Raw genomic sequence first — 26,014 nt, forward strand, 5'->3', positions numbered from 1 at the left:
CATGTTTACTTGGGTCGGCGCTCAATTCGACATCGTGCTGAACGGCTACGTTGTCGACGTCGTCACCGCGCTGATGAGGGCGATCGCTCCCATCGCGTTGACGACGATGACGCTGTGGATCGCCCTGTATGGCTGGGCCGTCCTTCGGAACGAAGTCTCGGAGACCGTGCCGGCCTTCATGTGGAAGGTGTTCAAGATCGGCATGGTCCTGGCCTTCGCACTGCAGTCCGGCTTCTACGTCAGCAACGTGGTCGAAACCGCGAATGCTCTCGGCACCGGCGTGGCGACAACGTTCCTGCCTCCATCGGCGGATGCAACAACGATCAGCGGGCCCTACGTGCTCCTGGACGCCTTCAACGACAAGGCCAGCCAGCTGGTCCTCGACCTGCTGAAGGACGCGGGCATCACGCGGCCTGACCTGCTGTTCGCCGCAGCCGCGACCTCAATCGCCAATGTGATCTTCCTGTGCCTGGCCCTCTTCGTGGTCACGCTCGCAAAGGTGTTCCTCACCTTCACGCTCGCGGTCGGACCGCTGTTCATCCTCTGTCTCGCCTGGCGGCCCACTGCACGTTTCTTCGACAGCTGGCTGTCCATGCTGCTGAACTCCGTGGTGTTGGCCTGGTTCGCGTTCTTCGCACTCGGCCTGAGTTCCTTTATGGGCGGATCGCTGGTCAAGGCCATCCAGGACCAGGGCGGCTTCCAGGGACCGACCTTCAACGTCGTCGCCGAATCCCTGAAGTACTGCATCGTCATGATCCTGATGGCCATCCTCTGCTTCCAGGCACCCAGCCTCGCCTCAGCGCTCACCGGCGGCACAGCGATCCAGCAAGGTGTCCAGATGATCCAGAACGCACTGACGGTCTCAAGGCATCTGACCAAGACCGGCGCGGGTCATGCAACCGGACCCGGTGCCCAGGGTGGCGTCGTGCGCGCCGGCGTCGGCCTCCCATTCATGGCCGGCAAGGCCACCGCTACGGCTGCAGCTGGGGCGGCGAGCGCCGCGCGCTACGGCTACAGAACCGCCAGGACCGCTGCCTACAAGCTCGCCGCGATGCGCGGCCGCATATGACACCCCACTGCACAGGAGCTTCACCATGAACCTGTTTCTGAAGTTCGCCGCGTCCATCGCCGCCACGGCCTGGGTGGGCGCCGCAGAGGCCCAAGGCATCCCCGTGATCGACGTGGCCAATCTCGTGCAGACCGTGCAGCAGGTGATGAACGACATCACCAAGATCAACAACCAGGTACAGCAGATCACGCGGCTCCAGGCCCAGCTGAACAGCATGAACGGCTCGAGGAACCTCGGCAAGGTCTTCAACAATCCCGCGCTGATGAACTACGTTCCCGCCAAGGCCTACACGCAGTTCAACGCGCTGGACGCGTCGGGCTATGCCGGCCTCACGTCGACGGCGAAGACGCTGCGGGATGCCGGCATGGTCTACAACTGCATGGACCTGTCCGCTGGCACCCGCAGGAGCTGCCAGGCGAGGCTGGCCCAGCCCTACCAACAGAAGGGAATGATCCAGGATGCGATGGCCGCGGCCGCCGGCCGTCTGAGCCAGATCCAGTCCCTGATGGGCCAGATCAACGCGACGACGGATCAGAAGTCGGTGCAGGAAATCCAGGCCCGCATCGGCGCCGAGAGTGCCCTGCTCGGCCACGAGATGTCCCAATTGCAAATGCTCCAGGGGCTTGCGGACAGCGAGGAGCGCATTGAACGCTCCCGCGACCGGGAGCGTCAGTACGAGATGCTGAGCCGCACCGGCAAGGTCTCCACCTACCTGCCCTGAGCGGCAAGGCCCGCCGCCCCCCAACCGAAAGCCCCTCATGAATGCCATCCTGACACCAGGAAGAGCCGCCGCATGGCCGATTCGACCTGATCGGCCGGCCCCAGCCGACGACGACGACCATGAACTCCAAGCGAACCGCGCCTGGGAACTCGACCGCACCGAAATGCTCGAACGATCCGAGCGCCGCGCATGGTGGGTCGCCACAGCCGGCCTGGTCGTGGCCCTCGTCGGCATTGCCGCCGTGTTCGCCCAGGGACCGTTGCGCCGCGTGGTCGAAATCCCCATCGTCGTCGACCGGGTCACCGGCGAGGCCACGGTGCAGCAGCGTCTCAGCGTCGAGACCATTCCACCGATGGAGGCCTTGGACAAACACAACCTGGCCACCTTCGTCCGTGCGCGCGAGGGGTACAGCTGGGCGTTCCTGCAGCGGGACTTCGACCAGGTCGCGCGCATGGCGGTGCCGGCGGTGTTCGCTGACTACAACCGGCAGTTCGAGGGTCCCGACGCCCTGCAGAAGAAGATCGGCGCGGCCGAGGAATGGCGGATCGACATCGTCGGCGTCCGCCTCTCCGCGGCGGGCCGGGCCGGCAATCGCGGCGAGGCCACCGTCACCTACGACAAGTTTGTCCGCCTGACCGACCGCAACCTGGCCGAGGTCAGGACGCGGCATGTCGCCAGCATCGTTTACCAATACCAGCCCAAGGTGCTCGCCAAGGAGCGGGATCGGCTGGAGAACCCCTTCGGCTTCGTCGCGACCGCCTACCGGTCTGATCCCGAGATCAACACGGCGCCGCAGGAGGCCAAGCCATGACATGCGCCCCAGCTCTGCGACGCCTGGTCGCAATCCTCGGCGGCATCGGCTGCGCGGCTGCATCCCTGGCCGAACCAGCAGACCCTCGACTGCGCGAAGTCACCTACAACCCTGCCGGCGTGGTGACGGTGCCGGTGAAGCGCGGCACCGTGACGCTCATCGTCCTGGGAGCCGACGAGGCCATCACCGAAATCGCGTCGGGCCTGGGCGCCGATTGCGCCAAGCCGGACTCGGCCTGGTGCGTCGCGGCGCAGCCTGGCGGACGAACGATCTTCGTCAAGCCCAAGACATCAGCCGGCGCCAGCAACAACCTGGCGGTGGTCACCGACCGGCGCGTCCACACGTTCCGCTTCGACGTCCTCGCCGACGGCGAGTCCAAGCCACCGGTCTATCGACTGGTCGTGAAGCCGCCGGCGCCGGCGAGACCACCTACATCTGCGCCCTCACTCACGGCCGTCCAGCACCTACCGCTCCTCCCAATGCCGGAGCCCCCACCGGCGCCGCCGCCCGAGCAGATCGTCGCGGAGCGGCTGCAGGCGAAGCCGCAGGTGATGAACACGCAGTATTCGCTGGCCGAAGGCGCCAGGTCCGAGGACATCGTGCCGACGCTGGTGTTCGACGATGGCCGGTTCACCTACCTCCGGTTTCCGGGGAACCGCGAAGTGCCCGCGGTCTTCCATGTGCTCGGTGACGGCAGCGAAACCCTCGTCAACTCCCGGATGGAAGACGACCTTCTTGTCGTGGACAGGGTCAGCCGGCGGCTGATGCTGCGCGCCGGCAATGCCGTCGCCGGGATCTGGAACGAGGCCTTTGACCTGAACGGCTCCCCGCCAAATCAAGGGACCACGATCCCAGGCGTCCAGCGCGTCCTCAAGGCCGCGCAAGCGAACTCCACGAGCGCGCCGATGGGAGTCCAGCCATGAACGCCGAACCACGCTCAGGCGCCGGGGCAGACGGTGCAGCAGACGACAGCATGCTGTCCCCGCTACCTGGCGAGCCGGGCATTCCCAGCGTGACGGCGCCATCGAGGGTGGCCGTTTCCAGGAAAGGTCTGCTGGCCGTCGGCCTGTTGGTCCTCAGCCTCGTCGTCGTCTCGGCATTGGCGATCCATCGCTTCGCGACGAGCACTCGAAAGGGCGCCGACGACGACAGGATGCTGCGCGACAAGCCGGCAGCGGCCGGGACCGAGCCCCGTCGGATCGAGATGCCTGTCGCGGCCGCATCCGCTGCCTCAACCGTCAACTCGCCGCGGGTTCCCGCAATTCTGCCCACGGACGACGAGCAGGCGGAGCCCATCGGGGTACGCCGCACGGGTTCGCAGCCGCCTTCGGGTGGCGGCCAAGCGCCGACCTCCCCTCAGGATGCGCCGGTCCTGCTGGTCTCCACGCGACCGGCGCTGGCCAGTGCCGCACCACGGCCGACAGATGCCGGCCAGGCGACGATGGAACAGGTATCTGCCGATGCCGAGACACAAGACCCGCTGTCCGCGACATCAAGGAACCTGCAGGCCTACCAGCGTCAGCTGCAGGGCCTGCTGGACAACCTGACCCGAACCGCCGAACTCGCCAGTGCGGGCGGTCCCCAACCGGGTACGCCGCTCGTGCCGCCTGCAGGCCCCCTCCCCGCGCCCATGAGCAGCCAGCAAGTCTCCGGACTGTTCGGCGGACAGCTCCAGGGATCGGCGACGCCGCGCGTGGCAGCCGCGATGCTCGGCAACCGCAGCCTGACCTTGCCGAAGGGCACCGCCTTCACCTGTGCCCTCAAGACCCGCGTGATCAGCGCCGCCTCCGGCATGGTGGGCTGCCAGGTGCAGCGCAACGTCTACAGCGACGACGGGCGCGTGCTGCTGATCGAGCGAGGATCACACCTCGACGGCGAGTACCGCATCGCGGCCGTCCGTCCGGGAATGGTCCGCATCCCGGTGCTGTGGACGCGCCTGCGCACGCCGTTCGGCGTCACCGTCGACATCGAGTCTCCCGCGACCGGTCAGCTGGGTGAATCCGGCATCGACGGCGATGTCGACAACCGCTGGACCGAGCGCATCGGGGCCGCCATGCTGCTGTCGCTGATCGACGACTCGGTGAAGCTCGTCATTCAGGGTCAGGCCAACGACCGCCAGGCCAGCACCATCGTCCTGCCGTCCACGACGGCCAACACCAGCAAGCTGGCCGAGAAGGTGTTGGACAGCACCATCAACATCCCGCCGCTGATCTATCGGAACCAGGGCGGCATCGTCGGCATCTATGTCGCCCGCGACCTCGACTTCTCGTCGGTGTATGAGTTGAGGCCGACGCCCGCGAGCTCTCCGAAGCCCTGACGCCATGGACGCCTTCGATCTCGACACCGGCAAGAACGACCAGCCCTGGTGCGGCGACGCCACCTCGGTGGTGGAGTTCCTCCGTCCATTGCGCGAGCAGCTGGACATCGAGGGAGTCCAGGAGGTCTGCGTGAACAGGCCGGGCCAGCTGTTCATCGAAACGGCCGAAGGCTGGCGAGCCCTGACCGCTCCCGACATGACGCAGGAGCGCTGCCTGTCGCTGGCGACGGCCGTCGCCACCTTCAGCGACCAGCAGATCAACCAGGAGCGGCCGCTGCTGTCCGCAACGCTGCCAAGCGGCGAGCGCGTGCAGTTCGTGATCCCGCCGGCCGTAACGCGAGGGACCGTCTCGATCACGCTGCGCAAGCCCGCCACGGTGATCAAGCGCCTGTCCGACTTCGAGCGCGAGGGCCTGTTCGAGCGGACGGTTTCAACCGCGGCGGGTGAGAGCCAGATCCTTCCCTTCGAGAGGGAATTGCTCGAGCTCAAGGACGCGCGCCGCTACGCCGAGTTCCTGCGCCTGGCGGTACTCATGCGCCAGACGATGGTCATCAGTGGCAGGACAGGCTCCGGCAAGACCACGTTCATGAAGGGCCTGGTCGAAGAGGTGCCCAGGCAGGAACGCCTCATCACCATCGAGGACAGCGCCGAGCTCACGCTGACCAACCACCCCAACGGCGTCCACCTCTTCTACAGCAAGGACGGCCAGGGCACCGCACGCGTCACGGCGAAGTCGCTGCTGGAGGCCAGTCTTCGCATGAAGCCGGACCGCATCTTCCTCGCCGAGGTCCGCGGCGACGAGTGCTTTCACTTTGTCCGCCTGGCCGCCTCCGGCCATCCCGGCAGCATCACCAGCGTCCACTCGGGCTGCTGCGCCCTGGCCTTCGAGCAGATGGCGCTGATGATCCGTGAGACGGGTGCCGGCGGTGGCCTGACGATGAACGAGATCAAGCGGCTGCTGGGCATCGTCGTCGACGTGATCGTCCAGTTCGACCGCGACGAGCGCGGGCGCTTCATCTCCGAGATCCACTACGAGCCACGCGCCCGCCGCTTCGGCGCAGGTGCTCATCAGGGAGCGACGCCGCCATGAGCACCGGAACCGCCCTGCACTTCTCAGCCTGGTCTACCGGGCGCAAGGTCGCTGCGGTCGTCTTCGGCCTGGCAGGTTATGCGGCACTGGCCTGTGCGGCGATCTACCTGGCCGGCACACTGTTCCTGATCCTGAACAAGGCCAACCCGAGCCAGGCTCGGTTTGCGAGCATCGCCCACTACTGGCGGCTCTATGCCGGTGACCCGCCGCTGCGCAGGAAGCTGCAGATCGCTATCGGCACTTCCGGCATCGGGCTTCTCGTACTGCTCCCCATCGGCCTCGTTGCAGCCGCCCGGCAGAGGCGACCGCTGCATGGCGATGCCCGATTCGCGACTGCCGCCGAGATCTCGCGTGCCGGCCTCACCGGGCACATCCCCTTGCAGCGCATCCTGGTGGGCCGCTATCGCGGCCGATTCCTGTCGCTGCCCGGCCAGCTCTCCGTGATGCTGTCCGCCCCCACCCGAAGCGGCAAGGGCGTGGGCGTAGTCATCCCGAATCTGTTGAATTGGCCGGACTCGGTCGTGGTGCTGGACCTCAAGGGCGAGAACTACGCCATCACGGCGGGCTACCGCGCCGCGCACGGCCAGGCCGTGTATGCATTCTCACCCTTCGATGAGAACGCCTGCAGTCATCGCTGGAATCCGCTCAGCGCCGTACGCGTCAGTCCCCTGCACCGCGTCAGTGACCTGCTCAACATCGGACAGGTGCTCTTCTCTGGCGACGGCACGGGCACCTCGTCCGAAGCCTTCTTCAACGATCAGGCACGCAACCTCTTTCTGGGCCTGGGCCTGATGCTGCTGGAAACGCCGGAGCTGCCACGCTCGATCGGCGAGATGCTCAGGCAGTCGTCCGGCCAGGGTCGCCCCCTGAAAGATCACCTCGCCGGACTGATCAGCCGGCGTCGGGCGCGGGGTGCCGCGTTCTCGGACGAATGCAGGGACGCGTTGCAGCGACTGCTGTCGAATTCCGAGAACACGCTGGCCGGCGTGGTGGCCACCTTCAATGCGCCACTGACGATCTTCGCGGATGCCATGGTCGACGCGGCGACCAGCGCCGACGACTTCAGGCTCGCGGACCTGCGCCGCCGCCACATGTCGATCTATGTGCGCATACCCCCGAACCGACTGGCCAATGCCCGACCGCTGCTGAACCTGTTCTTCTCGCAACTCGTCGCGGCCAATACGGACGTCCTGCCGGAGCAGGACCCCGCCTTGAAGCTGCAATGCCTGCTGATCAACGACGAGTTCACCGTGATGGGCCGCGCCGCCGCCATCACGCAGGGTGCCGCCTTCCTCGCCGGCTACAACCTGCGGCTGCTGACCGTGGTGCAGGCCATGTCACAGCTCGACGCCCTGTACGGGGACAAGGAAGCGCGGAGTTTCGCGACCAACCACGGCCTGCAAATCCTGTTCGCCCCCCGCGAGCAGCGCGATGCCGATGAATACAGCGCGATGCTGGGGAACTTCACCGAGCGCGCCCTGACGCGCGGGCGCAGCCGGTCCTTCGACGGCCGCAACCACAGCAGCGTCAGCTTCAACGAGAGCGAACAGCGTCGGGCCCTGCTGCTGCCCCAGGAGTTCAAGGAACTCGGTAGCGAACGCCTCGTGGTGATCCTCGAGAACTGCAAGCCCATCCTCGCCGAGAAGATCCGCTACCACCGGGACAAGGCCTTCACGTCTCGGCTGCTGCCGGCGCCCACAGTGCCGGCCATGGACATGAAGCTGCACCTCGCGCATGCCCAGGGACGCTGTCGCGACGCGGCCGACAAGCTAGCACCGGGCGACAGCCCAAAGCCCGCGGATGTCCGCCAGCAGCCCGAGCTGGCCTCGACACACCCCGCCGAAATAGCGAAGGACCTGAATGACTTCTTTGGTCGCACCTCGACGGACCGCACGCCAAGCGGTGGCGCGATCGAGCCGGTCAGCGACCCAGACGGCGTGCTGATGGAGCGGCCTGAGCCACCCGAGCGCGGCCACATGCACTAGACCCAGGAGCAATGCCATGCGATCAGCCCGCTTCATCACCCCTCTCGTGCCTTGGCTGCTGGCCCTGGCTTCATGCAGCGCACCGCCCAAGCCGCCCACGGTGGACGGGTCCTTGCGCCGACCCGTCAACTCCCTGTCTGCAGTCGAACTGCAGATCTGCCGCGGCGATCTCCAGGACAGCCGTTCACAGGCACACGAATCCGGGCGCCTGGCGCAAGCCAACGCGAGGGTCCTGGCCGAACTGAGATCCCGCCAGCAGAGGCTCGCGGCCATGCAATCCGTTGCCGGCTTGCAGGATCAGGCCAATCGCGTGTTCACCGTGCAATTCGACTTCGGCAGCTCGCGGGTGGCCGTCCGCCAGGATCTGGCTGCAGCGCTGATCGACGAGGCCAGGGCCTCGCCGCTGATCCTGGTTCGCGGACGCACGGACGGTCGCCAAGACCTTCCAGCGGAGAGCCGAATGGCACGAGCCCGGGCCATGGCCGTGCGCGACTATCTGGTCGCGGCCGGCGTGGATGCACTGCGCATCCGCACCACCTATCAACCCGCGGGCGACTACGTGGCCGACAACGACAGCGCAGGCGGTCGTCGCTTGAACCGACGCGTGGAGGTGGAGGTCTACCGCACAAGGCCGGTCCAGGCCGGCTTGGCCGCCGTTGCCGGGTCCTGAAGGCGGGCGCCACGATGAGTGCAGAACACATGCCTTCGCGCCCATCGGCGCCATCCTTGGGCCGCGCCGTCGAGCCTGCGCAGCGCTCGGGATCACCAAGTCCTCGAGCCCCGGACGGAGCCGCCGCAGAGCGATACGAGCTGCGCGACCCGGTCGTCGACGTGATCCACCGCGCCGAGCACTATGAAGACATGGTGGCCAGGACCGAGCTGCTTGGGAGCAAGCTCTTCGTCGCTGTGGCCATGGACGGCAAGCGCACGTCGATCGAAAAACGGGACGGCCAATGGCGGCGCGGGCCCCAGCGGCCGGCCTCGGCGGCGCACGCTCCCGATGCCAAGCCGGTACTCGCGCAGCTGCCCGAGGCGGGCCCCCTCGTCAGCACACTCCCTGGCGACACGAGGCGGCCCCACACCGCCCCCGTCGAGGAACGGCCGACGCCCCGGCAACAGGCACGGGATGAACAGGCCGCCCTGGCCGCCCGTCTGGAAGCCGGGCTGCTGCAGCGCTATGTCATCAGGCGCACCACGGTGACAGTCGGTGACGCCACGCTCCGGCGAACCGAATATCGGTCTCGGGGCGACAGGTCACGCGTGGCTTTCACCGAGTCGACCTTCAGGCTGGCCACCGACACCAACAGCCCTTCGGTCGCGCGTTCGATGGTCGATGTCGCTGAGGCGCGCCACTGGAAGGGCCTGCGGGTGTCCGGGCACGAGGATTTCAAGCGGATGGTCTGGCTCGAAGCGTCAGCAAGGGGTCTGAAGACGCAGGGCTTCGAGCCGACGGTCGAGGACTTGGCCCTGCTCAGGCGGGAGAGCGAGGCTCGCCGCCCCAACCGGGTCGAGCACCTCATCGGCAAGGACGACCCCTTCAAGGAAGCGCAGGGCGGCGGACGCAGCGCCATGCTGGCCGCCATCGAGGCGGTGCTGGTTCCCGAGGACATGCCCGTCATGACACGTGAGGCCGAGATGCCCGCAGCCGCGGAAAAACTGGCCCAGCGCGTCCGCGAGGGTCAGATGCCGCGTGTCAGGATCTACGACAAGGCGGCGCCCGCCCAGCGCACGGCTACGGTCGGGGCGCAGGAGCCGCAGCGCAATCCCGAGCGGGCCACCACCGCGCCGCGCCGCTGAGGGGCTGACCATGGCGCCCACCGTGCACCGCATCGCAGCCGCCGCCTCCGTCTACGAGGTGGACGGCCGCCAGCTTGCCATCGACGCTCCCGACTTTGCCGACATCGTCGCAGACGCTCACGCCGCCCATCTTCGGCTGCGGTGTCTGTGCCAACCCGATGGCGTCGAGATGTACGTGGCGCGCCTGGCCCGGCCCGATGCGGGATTCGTCGTCAAGCGCATGCCGGATACCGGCTGGCAGCATGCGCCCGAATGTCCGTCCTATGCGCCACCGGCTGCCCTCTCGGGCCTGGGTCAGGTGCTCGGAACGGCGATCACCGAGGACCCGGAGACCGGCGAAACCACGCTGAGGCTGGGTTTCGCGATGGACCGGCTCCCCGATCGCACGGGGATTGCGGCGTCAGGCGCATTCCGCAGCAGCGTGTGCGCGGACGGCATCAGGCTCTCGTTGCGGGGCCTGTTGCATTACCTGTGGGATCAGGCCGGACTGACCCGCTGGCATCCGGATCTGGCAGGCCGCAGAACCTGGCCGATCGTACGGGGGCTGCTGCTGCAGGCGGCGCAGTCCATGATCGCCAAGCGCACATCGCTGCGGACGCGGCTCTTCATCCCCGAACCGTTTTTCGTCGAGCAGCGGGACGCCATCGATGCGCGCCGGCGGGCAGCCTGGTCGCAGGCACTGTCCCGCCCCACCGGGCGGATGCCGATGATGCTGCTGCTCGCCGAAGTCAAGGAGGTCGCGCCGGCGCGCTACGGCTTCAAGGCCACGATCAAGCACATGCCCGACCTGGCCTTCGCGATCGAGGCGGCGCTGTTCCGGCGGCTCGAACGCTGCTTCGAGAGCGAGCTGACCCTATGGGCGGCGAGCGACGACATCCACATGGTCCTGATTGCGACCTTTGGCGTGGGCAACTCCGGTGTTCCGTCGATCCAGGAACTCTGCCTGATGCCGGTGTCTCGGCAATGGCTGCCCGTGGACGATGGTTTTGGCAAACAGCTGGTGGACCGGCTGGTCGCCGAGGAACGGGCATTCACGCGGAGCTTGCGTTATGACCTGGGCGCGCAGGAGTCGCTCGCGTTCGCCGTGCTGTCGGACAGCGGTGCGCGCCCGACGACCTTGCGCGTGCTGCATGGGGACCCACAAGAGCCAACCGCCTGGCCCGAAACCGAGAGCTCGGACGACTCGACCTGGATATGGCACACCCACCTCGAGCCCCTGCCCCCGCTGCCATCCCATGAACAGCAGGGGCTTTGGGGTCCCGTCATCGCGGCGTCGAAGGATGCCGCCCGTCGGGCGGCGGACCAGTCCGCCGAGACGACCGGCCGCGCCGTCCTGGGCCGGCACCGGACGCGGTCGGGGAGCACACGACAGGACGCTGGGTTTCCGGATCGCGGGGGGAAATCAGCGCCAGGCATCGTCATTGCCCGCGGCGGGGAAGACCTATGAGCGAGACCAGACCGATTTCCAAGCGAATCTCGCCCGCGGCCAAGCGGGATCAGCTCCACCTCAATCTGGTCGGGCTCGGCGAGGGGCTGCGTGAGCACGCCCGGCGAAGCCATCTCAGCCTGTCCTGCGCGGCGCGGATGGCCATCGCCCAGATGCTCGAGGCAGGCTCAGCCGCCGCGGCGACAGGCCTCTGTGACGACGACGTTGGTCAACGGAATTCAGTGCGGGTGTTGCTGCGCCTGTCGCCGGCATGTGCCGCAGAACTGCTGAAGCGAGCCCGCGCCAGCGGCGTGTCCAGAAGCCACTATGTCAAGGCACTGATGGACCACGGGCAACTGGCTGCGCTGCCGGTCGATCACCCGGCCATGATCGCGGCGCTGACGAAGTCGACCGACCATATCGCGGCGATGTCCGTCGATCTGCTGGCCTTCTTGCGCCTGCTCCGTACGGCGGACTCCGCAAAACTCGAGCCCTATCGGATCCGCCTGCAGTCATTGAACGACGATGTCCTGACCCACCTCCGATTGGCCGCCAGCTTGATGGCTGAACTGGAGTCCACGAGGAGATGGCGGTGAGCGCGACGCCTGCCGTGGATGCCGTGCTGGTGCGTTGGGGCGAGCGCCTCTTCTATCCGCGCCTGCGCATCGTGAAGCCCGATCCGACGCCGCGACTGGGCGTGCTGACGCGGCGCAAGGCCGTGCTCATCCGCAATCGCATCGAGGCCGTGGTGGTGCGACACGCGCCGGAAGTGGTGGTCAAGGTCGCTGGGGGCGGCCGAGGCATGCGCGCGATCGCGGATCAGTTCGACTACATCAGCCGGGACGGGACCCTCGATGTCGAGGATGACCGGGGCGAGCACTTCGTCGGCAGGGAGGCTTTGCGTGACCTGGCCGTTCTGTGGCGCTATGGCTGCTCGACGATCGAAGAGGTCTCGCATCGGCGCGAGGCGCTCAACGTCACGCTTTCCATGCCGCGAGGGACCGATCCGGAGCTCGTGCTGCAGGCGGCACGCGCGTTCGCCCGGACCGAGCTCGCCGACTACCGCTACGTCATGGTCCTGCACGACAAGCAGGCCAATCCGCATGTGCACCTGGCGGTGCGGATGCAGTCCAGGTCCGGTGAACGCATCGATGCCTGGCCCGAACGCCATCGCTGGCGCGAAACCTTCGCCGCCCAACTGCGCAGCCTGGGTGTCGACGCCGAGGCAACCAGCCAGGCTTTGCGCGGCGCGAACCGAAAACCGGAGTCCGCGTGGCGGAGAAAGGCCCGCGAGGATGCAGAACCCCTGGCGCGGAGCGAACCCAGGAAGTCAGGCGAGCGCTACTACCGCAATCGTGGGGATGCGATGCTGGCATGGGCTCAAATCATGTCCGCTCTTGCCGGATCGGCCGCCCCCGAGGATCGCGAGTTGGCCTGGCGGGTCGGCGAGTTCATCCGCCAGACCCCCTTCATCAGGGAGGTGGCCGCAACGCGAAAGCGCCCGGGAGCAACTCTCGAGCGCGAGCCCAGGGACATATCGCCATCGCGTGGATCAGGCTTGACGCGGACCGAACCGGATCTGGAACGCTGAGCCCGCCTCGAAAGGCCGCCGCTGTCGAAGTCCAGATCCGGCGCAGGGCTTCATGTGGCGGGCGTGCCACCCGGGACAGCTGTGTTGGAAGCAACATGCTCACCTTCCAAGCCCGCTAGCGCCTCCAGCGCCGCATTGGCGGCTCTTTGAACGAGTTCAGGGCGATGCCCCTTGGCGATGAGTTGCTTGGTCCGGTTGTTGGAGAGCTCGCCGTTCTCAGCGACGGTTCTGGCCACGATGACCAGATCGTGGTTGTTCATGTCGACCGCTGCGTTGACGGCCCGATACACCGCGTCGAACCGGTGCAGGAAGTCCATCTCCTGGCGAAGGTCCCGCTGCAGGGCCTCCCGAGCCATCTGCAGGCCGAACTCAACGCAGGGGGTGGCATCCCAGTAGCGGTAGATTTCCGGCTGGCCGCGGAAGTCCTGGTGGATCTGGTCGTCCGAGAGAAAGGTGACGTCCCAGAACGCCCGGGCAGGTTTCGAAAAGGACTGCAGCGCCGCGAGGTAGTCTCGTTCGTTGCGCTTCATGGCGACGGAGACGGGCAGCACCAGGCCGTTGGCCAGCCGCGGGTCGGCGCACGCGACCTTGTGGAAGAGAAAGCGCGAGAGCCGGCCGTTGCCGTCCATGAAAGGGTGCGCGAAGACGAAGGCGAAGCTCGCCAAACTGCCTCGCACGAGCGCATCGACCCCGCTGTCGCGGTCGTTGCATAGCGCCATGACCGCATCCATGACCGGTCGCACGAGCTCCGGTGGCGGTGGAAGGTAGGTCACACCCAGCGCGCCGCGCATCTCGTTGCGCAGCCGGTTCTGTTCTTCGCGGAACCCATCGGCCTGGTCCAGCGGATTGCTGACTGCCAGGTTCTGCAACGCCACGAGGTAGTCCTCGCTGATGACCTCAGTGTCATGCGCCCTAGCCAGCAGGGTCGCGAAGGCCTCGGCCTTCGACGCCGACGGCTTCTCCCGCTCGATCGCGTAACTGTTGTCCGTCTCGCTGAGGTAGGCCCAGCGAACCGCCCGGTCCAGCACTTCCTGGTCGATGCTCGAGACGAACTCCGCCACCTGGCCAAGGATGTCCGCCTTGAGCAGCTCGTCGATCGCCGGACTGCGCCGCACCGTGATGCAGTAGCTGGGCGAACCAATGCCGTTGAAGTCCACACGCCAGCGTGGGTCGCGCAGCGTTCGGGCCGTGACGAATTGGTCCTCGTCGAAGAGCTTCTCGTAGGCACCGACAGCCGGCGGCAGGCCGTCGAGCCGTTGGCCGTTGGCAATTTCCCAGAGGTAGCAGGCAATCCGCGCGTAGCCGCTGCTGGGCGACCGCTGGAACGCCTGGGCCAGGGACTGCGCAGGGATCTTCTTCAACGCCAGAATTGCGGCCTGCAGGTTCGTTCCCTCATGCTTGAGCGCGAACTGCAGATGCGTCAGCGGATCATCTGTGCTGGGAGCGACCGCAGGCGGCACGAGGAGGACATCTGCACGTTCTGTCACGCGCGTCACCGGGCCGGTCCGCGCCGGGCGCGCGATGGGGAACGCGCCGCTGTGGAGGGCGGATGCCAGAAAATCGTATCCAATGCTCCGGGCCACAGCTTTTCTCTCCGCTACACAAAGAAAATTGTACGGAATCAGCCTCTTGCCGATTTTTTTATTTGACTGTCGCAACACCTGCGCGCTATACGGAATTCCGCTAAGCCGGATGCAGCATGAGCAAGATGCTGCCGGAGGAGCCATGAGCCGCCTGTAGCGCGGGCCGCCAGGCTCCCGTCGGCCTGCTGGCTGGCTGGAACGCCGACGAATGCCAGCTGTTCATTGCCGGCCAGACGATCACCGCCGCGAGGCTGGAGAGTGGCATCGCGGAGGAGATCGGCCAGTTCCTCGCACCGCTGCAGCCCTCGTATCGCGCCACGACCGACAGCCAGCGTTTCGCCTGGGCGCAGCACCGCGTCGAGGCTTGCACGCAGCTCGCTCTCGACAGGGTCTGGGGGGATGACTGCGTCTTTCATAGCCGCACCGTGGTGCAAACGCACTACGAATTCAACTCTCTCGGCGAGGCCGGCCTGTCCGGCCAGTTCGGGACGCCTCGAAGCTGCCGCTCGCGACCGGCAGGTTGTGTTTAGGTTTGTCCGACACCTGCCCGTCGATCAGGCACAGCGTTGCGCTCCTTCAGCCGTCAGCCCCAGACGACTGGCCGGCCCTCGCCATACCACCCGGCCACCCGATCCGCGACGCCGCCTTCGATCCGTCCCCGCTTGATCTTCAAGGTCGGCGTGAGGCAGCCGTTTTCCAGGGACCAGGGCTCGCGCGCCACCACCAGCTGGGAAAGAACGTATCTACAGGTGGTAATTGCTGAGTCGGCATTGGCGTCGCATAGCAAATACGGCAATAAATAGCCGCTGCGATAACAGAGGGAAATGCCTTATTTGCTACAGTCCGGGACGCGAGAAGCCTCTCCAACCCAATGGGAGAGGGCTTCGAGCCAACCACGGCGATAGCACATACAGCATATGGACAGCCTTTATTCCCTCGGCAGAGCGGTAGCGCAGCTCAGGCAAGAGCGCGGCATGACGCAGAAGCAGCTCGCGGCCCTTAGCGGCTTGGGCCAGTCGACCCTCGCCCGCTTTGAGACAGGCGGCGTCGCAGAGTTCGGCTCGCGAAAATTACTTCGCCTCCTTGGGGTCCTGGGCCACGAGTTGTCGTTCACGACCAAGAGCAGCAGCTTCACCCTGGACGATGCCCTGGCGGAGCGACAGCGTCAGGCTCAGGCAACGAGTGACGCAACTGCCCCAGGGCGTACCCAGCGATGAAGCTCCACGTCTACGTCCATAACCAAGCTGTCGCCACGCTGGAGTCGACGGATGGTTTCCGGCATGTGATGACGTACCACCCGGACGTTGCGCCTGAGCAGTTCGTCTCGCTGCTCATGCCCGTGCGCACGGAGTCCTATGCCTATCCGGAGCTGCATCCGCTGTTCCGGATGAACCTGCCCGAGGGCTTCTTGCTTTCCATCCTGCAAGAGCAGCTTGGACCGCACGTCGGCGCATCACCACTGAATCTGCTATCGCTCGTCGGGCGCAACGCCATCGGGCGAGTCAAGGTCGCCACGCCAGGTGCGGACCCCACGCAGCCGCCGATGCCATTCGATCTCAACGGCATCCTGCGGGGCGACAACTCGGAAGAGGCTTTTGTTGACCTTGTGCGCCGGCATGCAGCGTCGGGTGTGTCCGGCGTCGTTCCAAAGTTCCTTTCGCCAAACACATTCGGTGAGCACGCCAAGGGCACCCTGGCTACCGAGCGCTACATCATCAAAGGCACAACAGCTCGGCTGCCCGGCGTCGCCCTCAATGAGCATCTGTGCATGGAGGTGTCGCGTCAGGCGGGGTTTCCGACGGCGACGACCGAAGTCTCCGACGACGGACAAGCGCTGGTGGTGCATCGGTTCGACTTCGAAGCCGACGGCACGACACGCAAAGGCATGGAAGACCTGTGCAGCCTGCTCACGCTGCGGCCGGAGCAGAAGTACGAATCGACCTGGGAGCGCGTTGTCGGCCGCATCAAGGACGTCACGCCTCAGGCAGAACAGCAGAACGCAGCGCTCTCGCACCTCGCAGACCTGCTGCTGCTGACCTACGCGCTCCGCAACGCCGATTGCCACACCAAGAACATCGCCCTGCTCTACAGCTCCCGTGAGCACATCGAGCTGGCTCCCGTCTACGACATGCTGACCATCACGGTCTACGACGACTACGCGAAGAATCCAACGGGCATGCCCATCGACGGGCGCAGCACGTGGATGCCTGGCAAGGCCCTGGAGCGGTTTCTGCAGGCCAGGTGCAATGTGATGCCGGCGCAGACGCTAGAGCGCGTCGAACGCATCTGTGAGGCCATCGTCCAGGTCACGCCTCAGGTTGTCGAGGCCACAGAGCGGTACCCTGCGTTCTATGAGACGGGCAAACGCATGCTGCACGCGTGGAGCGACGGGATGAACAGCCTGCGTCTTCAGAAGACCTGGAGCCTGCCGTCACTGGACGAGCCCATCGCCGCGGCCGCGGCCAAGTTTTCTGCCCCAGCGCCAATCAAGGCAGCGAAGGTCGAGAAGATTGGCCGCTCGCCTCTGCTGGGGCAGCGCTAATCGCTGTCCTGGCAGACCATCCGCCCGGCGCCCACTCTCGGGTCTATTCGATGGTCCATCGACATCGCCGCGATCCCAATGCCCCGGCTCAGCGATGACGCCGTGGTGCAGATCCACAACTTCATCGGGCACGTCCTCGACCTGTTCGAGGCCCGCTACGGCGACCAGATCCATCGCTACTACGACGAACGCTCGGCGCACAACATCGTCGCGCCCGACCCGCCGCCGAGCCTCGACGATCCGCCGTTCTGACCCGCCACCGCATCACAGGAGCGCCGCCAGCCTGACCGCTGCCGGCGCTCTCGTTCATGGTCGCGATGCCCATCGCCCAGCGCGATCAATTCCATCGACATCGTGATCACGACGGCCATCGGCGGTGCCCGTCACGTCCATCGTCGAACGTGATCACCAGCCCATCGAATTGCGCGCCCACACTCAGCTTTGAACCACGCCCGAACTCGGTCGCTTCAAAATGGTGTAAATTTGGTGCACTTCATTTTTGGAGTGTCCGAAATGACCGTCCGTTTTTCCATCACCCTTTCTGATCGCCTGAATCAGGAGCTTGAGCAAGTCGCCGGCAGCAACGACGACAAGAAGGTCGACGCCCTGCGCAAGGCCATCCACCTCTACATCGCGGCCACCAAGGCCACCCACGAGGGCAAGAAGGTCGGCATCGCTCGGCCCAACCAAGAGCTGGCCACGGAATTCGTCGGCCTGTGAGCGAGGTCGATCTCGCCAAGCTGGTTCGTGACGATCACGAAGTCAGCATCAAGATTGAGAAGTCCGAGCTGCCCGGCGATGCCAAGGTGCGCTAGATCAAGGAGCTGGCGCTGTTCTTCTTTGCACTCGGCGGGGTTTCCGTGCTGCTGGGCCTTTGCATCTACGTCGCCGTGACCAGCGCGTCGGCCGACGACAAGCGCTGGTCGACGTCAATCCTGACCGCCATCGTCGGCGGCCTGGTCGGCTACCTGATCAAGAAGTAGCCGCCCGCACAACCCGACACCACCAAGTGTGCTCCTGGCCGGCCTTGACCGGGGCTCCCTCGCCCCGCTGGCGGTCGCTGCCACATGAGGTTGTCGAAGTGGCGACGATCCGTCACGGTGACGGTTTTCGTCTATGGCTTGCCGCGTGGCGGTGCGACGGTGGATGCGCGTGACATGGCCCACCGGGATCACCTCCTTGCCGTCATCGAAGGTCGCCTTGTCCCCAATCCTGAAGGCGACGATTGCCGCCGGTGCTGCAGGCTCCGGCGGCGGCCCGTAGTCCTGCACGCCGGGCGCGACGTACGGGACCTTCCAGGTCCGGCGCACGTCTTCTTCGAGCACGGTCGCCTGCTTGTCGTGCCGCACGATGAACTCGCCATGCCGGACCGGGCCCGTTCGACGGTCGATGAACTGCACAGCCTGACCGAGGTTCAGCTTCATGCACGCCGCCATCTCTCTCTTGGGCTCATCCGGCAGCGCATCATGAGCGCGCGCATATGGCACCCGAAGCGACCTCATCCCGCGATGCGCGAATACACGCAGCTGTCACGCGGATGGCCGTCGACGCCGAGGTAGTCGTTCCTCAGGACGCCTTCGAGCTCGAAGCCGCAGCGCTTGGCCACCGCCCTGCTCTTTGCATTGCGCGAGTCGCAGCGGATCTCGACGCGCCGCGCCGCCAGGCCGCCGAAGGCCAGGTCGGTGAGCAGCCGCACCGACTCGCCGACATGCCCCCCGCCCTGTCGCGTCGGGCCTGATCCAGTAGCCGATCTCGAACTTGCGCACTTCCCAGTCGATGCGGTGCAGGCCGGTGCCGCCCAGCATTCGCCCAGGGCTGCCGTCGGCACGGCGGGCATAGATCTGCCAGCACAGGTCGCGGCGCGCGATGAAGTCGGCCATCATGCGGCGCACGACCAGCTCCGCGCTCTCCGCCGTCGGCGCCTGCTGGGCCCAGATCATCCAGGGCCGCAGATGGGACAGCGACTGCGCGATGACGACGGCCATCTCCGCGCCCAGGCCGGCGCGCGGCGCCAGCAGCATGGTGCGCTCGCCGTCCAGGCGCTCGGGGATGTCGATCAGCGGGGGCTCCGGCTCGCTCATGCCGCAGCCACCTCCACCGGCTTGGGCAGTTCGCGCACGCCGCGGATGGCCTCGTGCCGCCAGGCCAGCACGGCCAGCAGGCAGGCACCCACGCCCGAGAAGCCCAGCGCCGAACGCAGGCCGACATGCTCGCCCAGCCAGCCGCCGATCAGCGCGCCCGGGCCCGCCGGCAGCAGGATGAGCCAGCGCATCGTGCTCGTCATGCGGCCCAGCATGGGCGCGGGCGTGACCGCCTGGCGCAGCGACAGGAAGTTGATGAAGATCAGCACGGCACCGACGCCGAAGGCGAACAGCATCACTCCGAAGCTGACGACGCCGTAGCGCCCGGTCGGTGCGAGCGCGAGCTGCAGCCAGCCGACGCCGCAGGCCGCATAGCCCAGCACCAGGCAGGGCCCCGGGCCGATGCGCCGGCTGATGCGGTGGCCGAAGACGCTGGCCAGCACCGTGCCGGCGCCCAGCGCGACATAGGACAGGCCCACCGTCTGCGGGCTCAGCTGCAGCTCGCGCGTGGCGAACAGGATCTGCACGACCAGGGCCGCGTTGTGGAAGAGCTGCCAGCCGCCGCAGGCCGTGGCCAGGCTGACGAGCAGCCGGCGCTCGCGCACGAAGTGCAGGCCGGCCTTGAGCTCGGTCCAGAAGTCCTCGCCGCGGCGTGCGGCCAGCGTCTCGCTGACGCGGATGCCGCGCAGGATGGCGGCCGACGCGAGCAGCAGGGCCGCATCCACGGCCAGGGCCAGCGGTGCACCCAGCATCTTGATCAGCGCGCCCGCCAGGCCCGGGCCCGCCACCTCGGCACCCGACGAGGCGAGCGCGTTCTTGGCATGGGCCTCCACCAGGCGCTCGCGCGGCACCACCTGGGTCAGCACGATCTGGGCCGCACTGCCCGCCACCGTGTAGACGCAGCCGAGCACGAAGCCGACGACATAGAGCCAGCCCATGCCCAGCGCGCCCATCCACGCCGCCAGTGGCACGCTGGCCACGGCCACGGCGAGCAGGCTCTCGCCGGCGACATAGACCGGTAGCTTGCGCACGCGGTCCAGCAGCACGCCGGCCGGCAGCGAGAACAGCACGAAGGGCAGGATCTCCATCGCCTGCAGCAGGCCCATCTGCGTGGGGCTGGCCTGCAGCAGCACGGCCGCCGTCAGCGGCAGGGCCAGCATCGTGATCTGGCCGCCGAGGGAGGAAATCAGGATGGACGACCAAAGCCGCCGGTAGACCGCATCGCGCAGCAGGTCGCCGGGCGCGAGGGAAAAGAACTTGGAGGACATGACGCTAAGGCTCCGACACGACTCGACAGGCGGGCAGCCCCGCCGGGATAGGTTGACGCGCTTGCGGCGTCAGTCGAGGTCGAGCAGCTTGGTCATGCGGCGCATGCTAGCAGCGCGGCGCAGCGGCGTCGCGTGCCAACGGTCATGCTCGGCGCACGACGAGTTCGGCGTAGCCCGTCGCCTCGTCCCACTCGCGACTCAGCGAGCCCGGCGGCAGCGGCGCGATCAGCAGCTCGGCCGTCGTCCGCACGGTACAGCCGGCACAGACATGGCCGCCGAGCACGCGGCCCGACGCATCGGACACGCTCGCGTGCAGATGGACGCCCGCCGGCGTGAGGCTGCCACTCAGGGTGAGGATCTCGAGCGGGCCGTCCACGTGGGTCGGGCCGGCTGCGCCCGCGAAGCGCAACTCGGCATGGCCGAGGCTGCCCAGGCCCGCAATGACGAAGCCCGTGCGCCCACCGGCCTCCAGCGTTGCACGCAGGTCGTCGCCTGGGTTCAGGCGCAGGGCTTCCATGCTCAGAAGCCCACCGCCGCGCCATCGCGCCGCGGGTCGCTGGCAGCCACATAGCCTTGCGCGCCCGGCTCGCCCAGGCGCCAGATGAACTGGCCGGCACCGAAGTCCTGGTAGCTGTCGTGGATGTCGCCGACCTGGTGGCCGCGTGCGCGCAGGGCCTCGATGGTGGCCGCCGGCATATGGGGCTCGATGTTGATGGACAGGCCCTCATTGAAACGCCAGCGAGGCGCGTCGCAGGCGGCCTGCGGGTTCTGGCCGTAGCAGAGCATGCGCACCAGGGTCTGCAGATGGCCCTGGGGCTGCATATTGCCGCCCATCACGCCGAAGCTCATGACCGGCGCGCCGTCCTTCGTCAGGAACGCCGGGATGATGGTGTGGAAGGGGCGCTTGCCCGGTGCGACCTGATTGGGATGGCCGGCCTCCAGCGTGAAGCAGTGGCCGCGGTTCTGCAGGCTGACGCCATAGCCCGGCAGCACCAGGCCCGAACCGAAGCCCATGTAGTTGCTCTGGATGAAGCTGACCATCATTCCCGACTCGTCCGCCGCGGTCAGGTAGATGGTGCCGCCCTTGACCGGGTTGCCCGCACCGAAGACCTGGGCGCGCCCCGGGTCGATCAGCTTGGCGCGCTCGGCAAGGTAGCCGTCGTCCAGCAACTGCGCCGCGCTGACCGACATCGCTCCCGGCTCGGCGACGAAGCGGTAGACGTCGGCGAAGGCCAGCTTCATCGCCTCGATCATCAGGTGCTGGGCCTCGGGGCTGTCGACCGCGTAGGCCGTCACGCCGCAGTGTTCCAGCAGGCCCAGGGCCATCTGCGCCGCGATGCCCTGCCCGTTGGGCGGGATCTCGTGCAGGGTGTGGCCGGCGAAGTCCTTGGCCAGGGGCGTGACCCACTCGGGCCGGTAGGCCGCCAGGTCGGCCTCGGTCAGCGCGCCGCCGGTGTCGCGCGCGAAACGGGCCAGGGCCTGTGCGATCTCGCCACGATAGAAGGCCTCGCCCCGGGTCTGGGCGATCAGCCTCAGGCTGCGCGCCGCGTCGGCGAAGCGGAACTGCTCGCCCACCACCGGCGCCCGGCCATGGGGCAGGAAGGCCTGAGCGAAGCCGGGCTGCGAGGTGATCTCGTTCAAGGCCGCGGCCATCGCCCATTTGCCCTGCACGATGGGCGGCACGGCATAGCCGCGCTCGGCGATCTCGATGGCGGGCTGCAGCAGGTCGGCGAACGGCAGTGTGCCGAAGCGCTCGCTCAAGGCCACCCAGCCTCCCACGGCGCCAGGCACCGTCACCGCACCCCAGCCACGGCGAGGCATGCCCTGACCCTTGAAGAACTCGGGCGTCCACGCCGCCGGCGCCGGGCCGGAGGCGTTCAGCCCGTGCAACCGGCGGCCATCCCACAGGATGCAGAAGGCGTCCGAGCCCAGGCCGTTGCTGCAGGGCTCGACCAGCGTCATGCAGGCCGCCGTGGCGATGGCCGCATCCACCGCATTGCCCCCCGCCTGCAGCATGCGCAGCCCGGCCTGGGCTGCGAGCGGATGCGAGGTGGACACGACGTTGCGCGCGAACAGTGCGCTGCGCCGGCTCGGGTAGCCGGCGGTCCAGTCGAAATGGGGCGAGGTATTCATGCGCGTTGATTCTGCCGTTGTAAAGCTTTGCAACCGAATCGCCCGATGTCAACGAGCGAGGCACAGTCGTCGTTGTTTGCCCAAGCTCTCGCAAGAGCCGAACCGAAACCCGAAACCACCCTGGAGCCCTCAAGATGAACACGCTGAAGACCACCATCGCTACCGCCCTCATCACGCTTGCCTCGGGCGTGGCCCTGGCCCAGACCCCGGCCTCTGCCCCGGCCGCCGCCGCCAAGCCGGCTCCGGCCGCCACCGCAGCGCCCGCCGCGGCTGCCGCCCCCGCCGAAGCCGCCAGCGGCGCCAAGCATCACCACAAGCATCACCACGCCAAGAAGGCAGCCGATGCCAAGGCCGGCGACGCCGCCAAGACCGAGACCAAGACGCAGTAAGCGCAACAGCGCGCCGCGCGAGGCCGCAGCCTGCAAGGGCTGCGGCCTTTTTTCATGGGCGCTCAGCGTGCGCATGGTCTTGCCGGTGCAAGTCCTACCGCAAGTTGATCGCGATGAGCGAAGCGCGGCAGGGCCGCAAGGTGGTCACGATGATGTTCAGCATCATGCGAGCAAACATCGAACGTGCCCCTCACATGTCGCCCACGTGGAACGACCCACGAGGGTCTATGAAGCACCCTTGCGGATTTCGGCTTCGAGCTCAGGCGACGCAATCTCGCTGATGTCACGGAAAGCACGCCCGATATGGTCCAGAAGCTTGCCGTCGGCTCCGTTTTCTTCGAAGCAGGTCTTCCACTGGCGCACCTCGCCCCACACGCGGCGCATGATGCCAACAGCCACGGGGCGCTCCGGCACGAAAGCAGAGCAGTGGCTCAATGCATTGTTCAAAGTCGCAAGCTTGCCTTGCTCTCCAACACCGAGGTGCAGCCTGCGCTCGCCCGAGATAACCGGTCGCGGCACGACGTCATACAAGGGGCTGAGCCTCCAGCCACCAAGCCGTGGGTCGCGTACGAAGCCGTGATTGCGCAGGTGGTCATCATCGTTGGTCACGAAGATGTTCAGCACCATGCGAGCAAACATTTCCTCGCCGTTGGCTCGCACGCAGCTTGGATGCACATACCTGTGGATGGCGCGTCCCAGATCTGAATATGCCTTGCCTGGCGATTCGGGCTCGCTGCAAGCGACCAGCGTGAGGCCACTGACAAACGGCAGGCGCCCCTCTACACAGCCCTCAACCGGCCGAGTGTGGTGCAGCGCTCCCTCGGGCGGCTGCTGGCCAGTCTGCCCCCAATAGCGGTCAAACCGCCGAATGAGCATGACCGGCTGCCCCCCGATGTCTTGATAAAGCACCTCAGGGACAGTCAGACCGCAGCGACGCGCAAGCTCCAAGGTGCACGACTCCGCCTTGGCCACATTGAACGCATCGCCCTTGGCCGGGAACTTGGCAAGCCAAAGCGCTCCGTCATCGTCGCGCACTGATGCTTTCGGCCGAGCGCCGCCCGCCGACGACCCGGCACACAAGAAACGTTCTAGGTTCGCAGGGACGGGGGCGCCGTTCTCAACAGCATCAGCCGCCTCCAACACGTACTGCAGGGAGTGCCAGTCGCTCGCGGACGTCGAATCAGGGCTCGTCCGCAGTTCGCGCACGTCAAGAGCGCCCACGCGATCACCGCCGGCGTGCAGCAGGTACTGCACCTCCAACAGGCTGTTGGCTGGCACTTTCAGGCGAGCCTCGATGACCCTGCGTCCCCATGCATCAGGCGCAGCATCGCGAATCCCGCCGAACTCACGAAGCCCGTCGACCGGAAAGAGCATCTTGCCTTTGATGCTCTGCCGGTCTCCAAGCCCCAAGCTCACTGGGTCAAGCTCAAAGGACTCTTTGCGCCCGATATACCCAATGCCGTAGGCGAACTCACTGGCGAGGTCGCGGTTCTGCGCATTCGCGCCGAGCGTCTCTGTCAGGCCCAGAATTCCCGAAGGCACGAACCGATTCCCGTCGGCTTGTGCGATGTGACTGAAGATGAAGACTTCGGCTTTCTTGCGAGCCATCAGAAGTCCAGACGTTGCAGCTCCGCCTTGCTCAGCTCCCGCACCCGCTGCGTGGCCTCCCGCGCTGCTAAAGCTAGCAGTGACGGGTCGTCTTCCTTCAGAAGCGAAAGCAGGCTCACGCCAGGCGCAATCGCGTCCAGGTACCGCAGTATTTGGGCCAGAGTACGGCTAAGGTCACCTTTCTCCAGCAGCACAGCCGTGGAGCGGGAAATACCCGCTCGTGTCGCCGCATCCGCTTGCCGGATCCGCCGCGCCATACGCAGGCGCGCCAGTTTCTCCCCGAGCTGGCGAGCTTCGAGCAGGCGCTCAGGACTCATCAGAGGTTGCTCATTGCGCTTCATGTCTGCAATTCCAGTCTCAAATTGCATAGTGACTGTTATTGAAGACAATATGACCTCACAGCCACTTCTGTCAAGTACGCAATCACAGTCACTATCTTCGTTAAGACTGATATTGCAGACGCGCTATTTGTCGAGAGCGGTGCACGGCGAGGTCATGGCCCAGGCAGTTCGAGCATCCGAGAAACGAAATCCAGAAGGCCGCGCAGGAGGTCGTTCGCCAACAAAGCAACGGGCAAGCCCCCCACCCCAGAGCCTTCGTGAGGGGGGCTCTCAAGACTCAACGCCAACAGAGCCGATTCTTTTGTGAGGCTGGCAGGCCGTGAATTGTTTCGCAAACGACCTTTCCAACCCCCGCGACAAGGCGTGACGCGAGCACGGCCCGCTTTCTAGACTGGCAGGCTATGCCCAACGCCATGCCCCGCTCGATGCGCCGCCTCGCCCTGACCATCACCCTGCTCGCCGCGAACGCCGCCCACGCCGGCCCGATCAGCCTCGGCCTGGACGGCAGCCTCAACCTGCTTGCGTTCGGCAACATGAACGTCGGCAGCAGCGATGTGGAGGGCCGCGTGGCCGTCGGCGGCAACGCCAGCATCGGCAGCTACTCGATCAACACCAAGACCGGTGCCGGCGCCCTCTATGGCGGCACCGGCCTGACGGTGGGCGGCAACCTGAGCTTCTCCAGCGGCTCGGTCTGGGGCGGCGCCATCGTCGGCGGCAGCTACACGCCTAGCCAGTCCGGCACCGTGATGGGCGGCGTGCTGAGCGGCCAGGGCTTCGCCTTCGCGAGCGAGCAGCAGCGCCTGGCCACGCTGTCGTCCACGCTGGACGCGCTGACCAACACCGGTACCGCGGTCGACCAGTGGGGCACGCTGCACTTCAACGCGGCCGGCCAGACGCTGGCGGTGTTCGACATCCAGGCCGCCGATGCGGCGAAGAACCTGCAGATCGACGGCCTGGCCGACGGCGCCCAGATCCTCATCAACATCCACGGCACATCGGTCGACTTCGGCAACCACGGCTACACCGGCTTCAACAAGGGTCAGGTGTTGTTCAACCTGCCCGAGGCCAAAAGCGTCCTGCTCAACGGCGGCATCAACGCTTCGCTGCTGGCCTTGAACGCCAGCGTCGGTCAGGGCTGGGGCCAGATCAACGGCCAGGTCGTTGTGAAGGACTGGAACAGCAGCGTGCAAGTCAACGACGCACCGATGCCGGCCCTCCAGAATCAGGCCCAGGTGCAGCATGTGCCGGAGCCGGCCTCGCTG

General features: G+C 66.6%; 26 protein-coding genes and 1 pseudogene. 18 read left to right on the forward strand and 9 right to left on the reverse strand.

Translation table 11 applies throughout. The features are described 5' to 3' along the window. Position 1 precedes the first annotated feature (1 nt). The 12 genes from EV671_RS22250 (at position 2) to EV671_RS22305 (ending at position 12,807) form a co-directional block, all read left to right on the forward strand. On the forward strand, positions 2-1,069 hold the full coding sequence (locus tag EV671_RS22250; RefSeq protein ID WP_132575939.1) for a TrbL/VirB6 family protein: 1,068 nt from the start codon (positions 2-4) through the stop codon (positions 1,067-1,069). 25 nt (positions 1,070-1,094) lie between these two features. After that, on the forward strand, positions 1,095-1,790 hold the full coding sequence (locus EV671_RS22255) for a TrbJ/VirB5 family protein (protein WP_132575941.1): 696 nt from the start codon (positions 1,095-1,097) through the stop codon (positions 1,788-1,790). Between the two features lie 37 nt (positions 1,791-1,827). After that, positions 1,828-2,601 carry a VirB8 family type IV secretion system protein gene (locus EV671_RS22260; protein WP_132575943.1) on the forward strand — a complete coding sequence of 258 codons (774 nt, stop codon included), beginning with the start codon at positions 1,828-1,830 and terminating at the stop codon, positions 2,599-2,601. Further along, a complete protein-coding gene (locus tag EV671_RS22265) occupies positions 2,598-3,524 on the forward strand; it encodes a TrbG/VirB9 family P-type conjugative transfer protein (protein ID WP_132575945.1) in 927 nt (308 codons plus the stop codon). Before EV671_RS22260 ends, EV671_RS22265 begins: the two co-directional genes overlap by 4 nt. Continuing rightward, on the forward strand, positions 3,521-4,918 hold the full coding sequence (gene virB10, locus EV671_RS22270) for a type IV secretion system protein VirB10 (protein WP_132575947.1): 1,398 nt from the start codon (positions 3,521-3,523) through the stop codon (positions 4,916-4,918). Before EV671_RS22265 ends, virB10 begins: the two co-directional genes overlap by 4 nt. 4 nt (positions 4,919-4,922) lie before the next feature. Continuing rightward, positions 4,923-6,008, forward strand: coding sequence for a P-type DNA transfer ATPase VirB11 (virB11, locus tag EV671_RS22275; RefSeq protein ID WP_132575949.1), 1,086 nt, complete (start codon positions 4,923-4,925; stop codon positions 6,006-6,008). Beyond that, entirely contained in the window at positions 6,005-7,993 is a 1,989-nt protein-coding gene (locus tag EV671_RS22280) for a type IV secretory system conjugative DNA transfer family protein (protein WP_132575951.1), read from the forward strand. The genes virB11 and EV671_RS22280 overlap by 4 nt, the downstream gene beginning before the upstream one ends. Before the next feature lie 16 nt (positions 7,994-8,009). Further along, positions 8,010-8,663 (forward strand): OmpA family protein, encoded by a 654-nt coding sequence (locus EV671_RS22285; protein ID WP_132575953.1) that lies wholly within the window; start codon positions 8,010-8,012, stop codon positions 8,661-8,663. Positions 8,664-8,824: 161 nt separating this feature from the next. Then, entirely contained in the window at positions 8,825-9,790 is a 966-nt protein-coding gene (locus tag EV671_RS22290) for an LPD7 domain-containing protein (RefSeq protein ID WP_243655846.1), read from the forward strand. 10 nt (positions 9,791-9,800) lie between these two features. After that, on the forward strand, positions 9,801-11,237 hold the full coding sequence (locus EV671_RS22295) for a DUF1173 domain-containing protein (RefSeq protein ID WP_132575957.1): 1,437 nt from the start codon (positions 9,801-9,803) through the stop codon (positions 11,235-11,237). Then, a complete protein-coding gene (locus EV671_RS22300) occupies positions 11,234-11,812 on the forward strand; it encodes a hypothetical protein (RefSeq protein WP_132575959.1) in 579 nt (192 codons plus the stop codon). Before EV671_RS22295 ends, EV671_RS22300 begins: the two co-directional genes overlap by 4 nt. Continuing rightward, positions 11,803-12,807, forward strand: a complete 1,005-nt coding sequence (locus EV671_RS22305; RefSeq protein ID WP_415840497.1) for a relaxase/mobilization nuclease domain-containing protein — start codon at positions 11,803-11,805, stop codon at positions 12,805-12,807. The genes EV671_RS22300 and EV671_RS22305 overlap by 10 nt, the downstream gene beginning before the upstream one ends. Before the next feature lie 50 nt (positions 12,808-12,857). Here EV671_RS22305 and EV671_RS22310 read toward each other — a convergent pair whose 3' ends face one another. Beyond that, positions 12,858-14,390: a Fic family protein gene (locus tag EV671_RS22310; RefSeq protein ID WP_243655847.1), complete on the reverse strand. Its 1,533-nt coding sequence runs from the start codon at positions 14,388-14,390 to the stop codon at positions 12,858-12,860. 917 nt (positions 14,391-15,307) lie between these two features. Between EV671_RS22310 and EV671_RS28030 the strand changes: the two genes are divergently transcribed. From EV671_RS28030 to EV671_RS22335, 4 genes are all read left to right on the forward strand, one after another. Continuing rightward, a complete protein-coding gene (locus EV671_RS28030; RefSeq protein WP_132575967.1) occupies positions 15,308-15,607 on the forward strand; it encodes a helix-turn-helix domain-containing protein in 300 nt (99 codons plus the stop codon). Further along, a complete protein-coding gene (locus EV671_RS22330; RefSeq protein ID WP_132575969.1) occupies positions 15,604-16,932 on the forward strand; it encodes a type II toxin-antitoxin system HipA family toxin in 1,329 nt (442 codons plus the stop codon). The genes EV671_RS28030 and EV671_RS22330 overlap by 4 nt, the downstream gene beginning before the upstream one ends. 78 nt (positions 16,933-17,010) lie before the next feature. Beyond that, on the forward strand, positions 17,011-17,184 hold the full coding sequence (locus EV671_RS26875) for a hypothetical protein (RefSeq protein WP_165917684.1): 174 nt from the start codon (positions 17,011-17,013) through the stop codon (positions 17,182-17,184). A gap of 261 nt (positions 17,185-17,445) precedes the next feature. After that, the gene (locus EV671_RS22335; RefSeq protein WP_132575971.1) at positions 17,446-17,652 is read left to right on the forward strand and encodes a transcriptional regulator; all 207 of its coding nucleotides are present in this window, start codon (positions 17,446-17,448) and stop codon (positions 17,650-17,652) included. A gap of 209 nt (positions 17,653-17,861) precedes the next feature. Here EV671_RS22335 and EV671_RS22340 read toward each other — a convergent pair whose 3' ends face one another. From EV671_RS22340 to EV671_RS22360, 6 genes and pseudogenes are all read right to left on the reverse strand, one after another. Next, a complete protein-coding gene (locus EV671_RS22340) occupies positions 17,862-18,356 on the reverse strand; it encodes a hypothetical protein (RefSeq protein WP_132575973.1) in 495 nt (164 codons plus the stop codon). Between the two features lie 74 nt (positions 18,357-18,430). Continuing rightward, complete coding sequence (locus EV671_RS28035) at positions 18,431-18,628, reverse strand: GNAT family N-acetyltransferase (protein ID WP_207911223.1); 198 nt, start codon at positions 18,626-18,628, stop codon at positions 18,431-18,433. 1 nt (position 18,629) lies between these two features. Beyond that, a pseudogene (locus tag EV671_RS27570) lies at positions 18,630-19,013 on the reverse strand (GNAT family N-acetyltransferase); the annotation flags it as partial. Next, positions 19,010-20,281, reverse strand: coding sequence for an MFS transporter (locus EV671_RS22350; protein WP_132575977.1), 1,272 nt, complete (start codon positions 20,279-20,281; stop codon positions 19,010-19,012). The gene EV671_RS22350 and the pseudogene EV671_RS27570, both read right to left, overlap by 4 nt. Positions 20,282-20,423: 142 nt before the next feature. Continuing rightward, positions 20,424-20,798 carry a PPC domain-containing DNA-binding protein gene (locus EV671_RS22355; protein WP_132575979.1) on the reverse strand — a complete coding sequence of 125 codons (375 nt, stop codon included), beginning with the start codon at positions 20,796-20,798 and terminating at the stop codon, positions 20,424-20,426. A gap of 2 nt (positions 20,799-20,800) precedes the next feature. Beyond that, positions 20,801-22,414: a gamma-glutamyltransferase family protein gene (locus EV671_RS22360; RefSeq protein ID WP_132575981.1), complete on the reverse strand. Its 1,614-nt coding sequence runs from the start codon at positions 22,412-22,414 to the stop codon at positions 20,801-20,803. A 134-nt stretch (positions 22,415-22,548) separates the two neighbouring features. Here EV671_RS22360 and EV671_RS22365 point away from each other — a divergent pair, with 134 nt between their 5' ends. After that, positions 22,549-22,803 carry a hypothetical protein gene (locus tag EV671_RS22365; RefSeq protein WP_132575983.1) on the forward strand — a complete coding sequence of 85 codons (255 nt, stop codon included), beginning with the start codon at positions 22,549-22,551 and terminating at the stop codon, positions 22,801-22,803. Positions 22,804-23,028: 225 nt separating this feature from the next. Here the strand turns inward: EV671_RS22365 and EV671_RS22370 are convergent, their stop codons facing one another. Both EV671_RS22370 and EV671_RS22375 read right to left on the reverse strand, forming a co-directional pair. After that, positions 23,029-24,411: a type II toxin-antitoxin system HipA family toxin gene (locus EV671_RS22370; RefSeq protein ID WP_132575985.1), complete on the reverse strand. Its 1,383-nt coding sequence runs from the start codon at positions 24,409-24,411 to the stop codon at positions 23,029-23,031. Further along, the gene (locus EV671_RS22375) at positions 24,411-24,752 is read right to left on the reverse strand and encodes a helix-turn-helix domain-containing protein (RefSeq protein ID WP_132575987.1); all 342 of its coding nucleotides are present in this window, start codon (positions 24,750-24,752) and stop codon (positions 24,411-24,413) included. Before EV671_RS22375 ends, EV671_RS22370 begins: the two co-directional genes overlap by 1 nt. 425 nt (positions 24,753-25,177) lie before the next feature. On the opposite strand from EV671_RS22375, the gene EV671_RS22380 reads away from it, so the two are divergent. After that, on the forward strand, positions 25,178-26,014 hold an 837-nt coding region (locus tag EV671_RS22380), incomplete at its 3' end, for a choice-of-anchor A family protein (protein WP_165917685.1).

Origin of the sequence: Roseateles saccharophilus, from assembly GCF_004342485.1 — a bacterium.
Taxonomy (GTDB): domain Bacteria; phylum Pseudomonadota; class Gammaproteobacteria; order Burkholderiales; family Burkholderiaceae_C; genus Pelomonas; species Pelomonas saccharophila.

What these genes read in the sequence shown, in the direction of transcription:
- EV671_RS22250 (WP_132575939.1), top strand. Translation starts at nt 2, where the DNA reads ATGTTTACTTGGGTCGGCGCTCAATTCGACATCGTGCTGAACGGCTAC.
- EV671_RS22255 (WP_132575941.1), top strand. Translation starts at nt 1,095, where the DNA reads ATGAACCTGTTTCTGAAGTTCGCCGCGTCCATCGCCGCCACGGCCTGG.
- EV671_RS22260 (WP_132575943.1), top strand. Translation starts at nt 1,828, where the DNA reads ATGAATGCCATCCTGACACCAGGAAGAGCCGCCGCATGGCCGATTCGA.
- EV671_RS22265 (WP_132575945.1), top strand. Translation starts at nt 2,598, where the DNA reads ATGACATGCGCCCCAGCTCTGCGACGCCTGGTCGCAATCCTCGGCGGC.
- virB10 (WP_132575947.1), top strand. Translation starts at nt 3,521, where the DNA reads ATGAACGCCGAACCACGCTCAGGCGCCGGGGCAGACGGTGCAGCAGAC.
- virB11 (WP_132575949.1), top strand. Translation starts at nt 4,923, where the DNA reads ATGGACGCCTTCGATCTCGACACCGGCAAGAACGACCAGCCCTGGTGC.
- EV671_RS22280 (WP_132575951.1), top strand. Translation starts at nt 6,005, where the DNA reads ATGAGCACCGGAACCGCCCTGCACTTCTCAGCCTGGTCTACCGGGCGC.
- EV671_RS22285 (WP_132575953.1), top strand. Translation starts at nt 8,010, where the DNA reads ATGCGATCAGCCCGCTTCATCACCCCTCTCGTGCCTTGGCTGCTGGCC.
- EV671_RS22295 (WP_132575957.1), top strand. Translation starts at nt 9,801, where the DNA reads ATGGCGCCCACCGTGCACCGCATCGCAGCCGCCGCCTCCGTCTACGAG.
- EV671_RS22300 (WP_132575959.1), top strand. Translation starts at nt 11,234, where the DNA reads ATGAGCGAGACCAGACCGATTTCCAAGCGAATCTCGCCCGCGGCCAAG.
- EV671_RS22305 (WP_415840497.1), top strand. Translation starts at nt 11,803, where the DNA reads ATGGCGGTGAGCGCGACGCCTGCCGTGGATGCCGTGCTGGTGCGTTGG.
- EV671_RS28030 (WP_132575967.1), top strand. Translation starts at nt 15,308, where the DNA reads ATGGACAGCCTTTATTCCCTCGGCAGAGCGGTAGCGCAGCTCAGGCAA.
- EV671_RS22330 (WP_132575969.1), top strand. Translation starts at nt 15,604, where the DNA reads ATGAAGCTCCACGTCTACGTCCATAACCAAGCTGTCGCCACGCTGGAG.
- EV671_RS26875 (WP_165917684.1), top strand. Translation starts at nt 17,011, where the DNA reads ATGCCCCGGCTCAGCGATGACGCCGTGGTGCAGATCCACAACTTCATC.
- EV671_RS22335 (WP_132575971.1), top strand. Translation starts at nt 17,446, where the DNA reads ATGACCGTCCGTTTTTCCATCACCCTTTCTGATCGCCTGAATCAGGAG.
- EV671_RS22340 (WP_132575973.1), bottom strand. Translation starts at nt 18,356, where the DNA reads ATGAAGCTGAACCTCGGTCAGGCTGTGCAGTTCATCGACCGTCGAACG.
- EV671_RS22350 (WP_132575977.1), bottom strand. Translation starts at nt 20,281, where the DNA reads ATGTCCTCCAAGTTCTTTTCCCTCGCGCCCGGCGACCTGCTGCGCGAT.
- EV671_RS22355 (WP_132575979.1), bottom strand. Translation starts at nt 20,798, where the DNA reads ATGGAAGCCCTGCGCCTGAACCCAGGCGACGACCTGCGTGCAACGCTG.
- EV671_RS22360 (WP_132575981.1), bottom strand. Translation starts at nt 22,414, where the DNA reads ATGAATACCTCGCCCCATTTCGACTGGACCGCCGGCTACCCGAGCCGG.
- EV671_RS22365 (WP_132575983.1), top strand. Translation starts at nt 22,549, where the DNA reads ATGAACACGCTGAAGACCACCATCGCTACCGCCCTCATCACGCTTGCC.
- EV671_RS22370 (WP_132575985.1), bottom strand. Translation starts at nt 24,411, where the DNA reads ATGGCTCGCAAGAAAGCCGAAGTCTTCATCTTCAGTCACATCGCACAA.
- EV671_RS22375 (WP_132575987.1), bottom strand. Translation starts at nt 24,752, where the DNA reads ATGAAGCGCAATGAGCAACCTCTGATGAGTCCTGAGCGCCTGCTCGAA.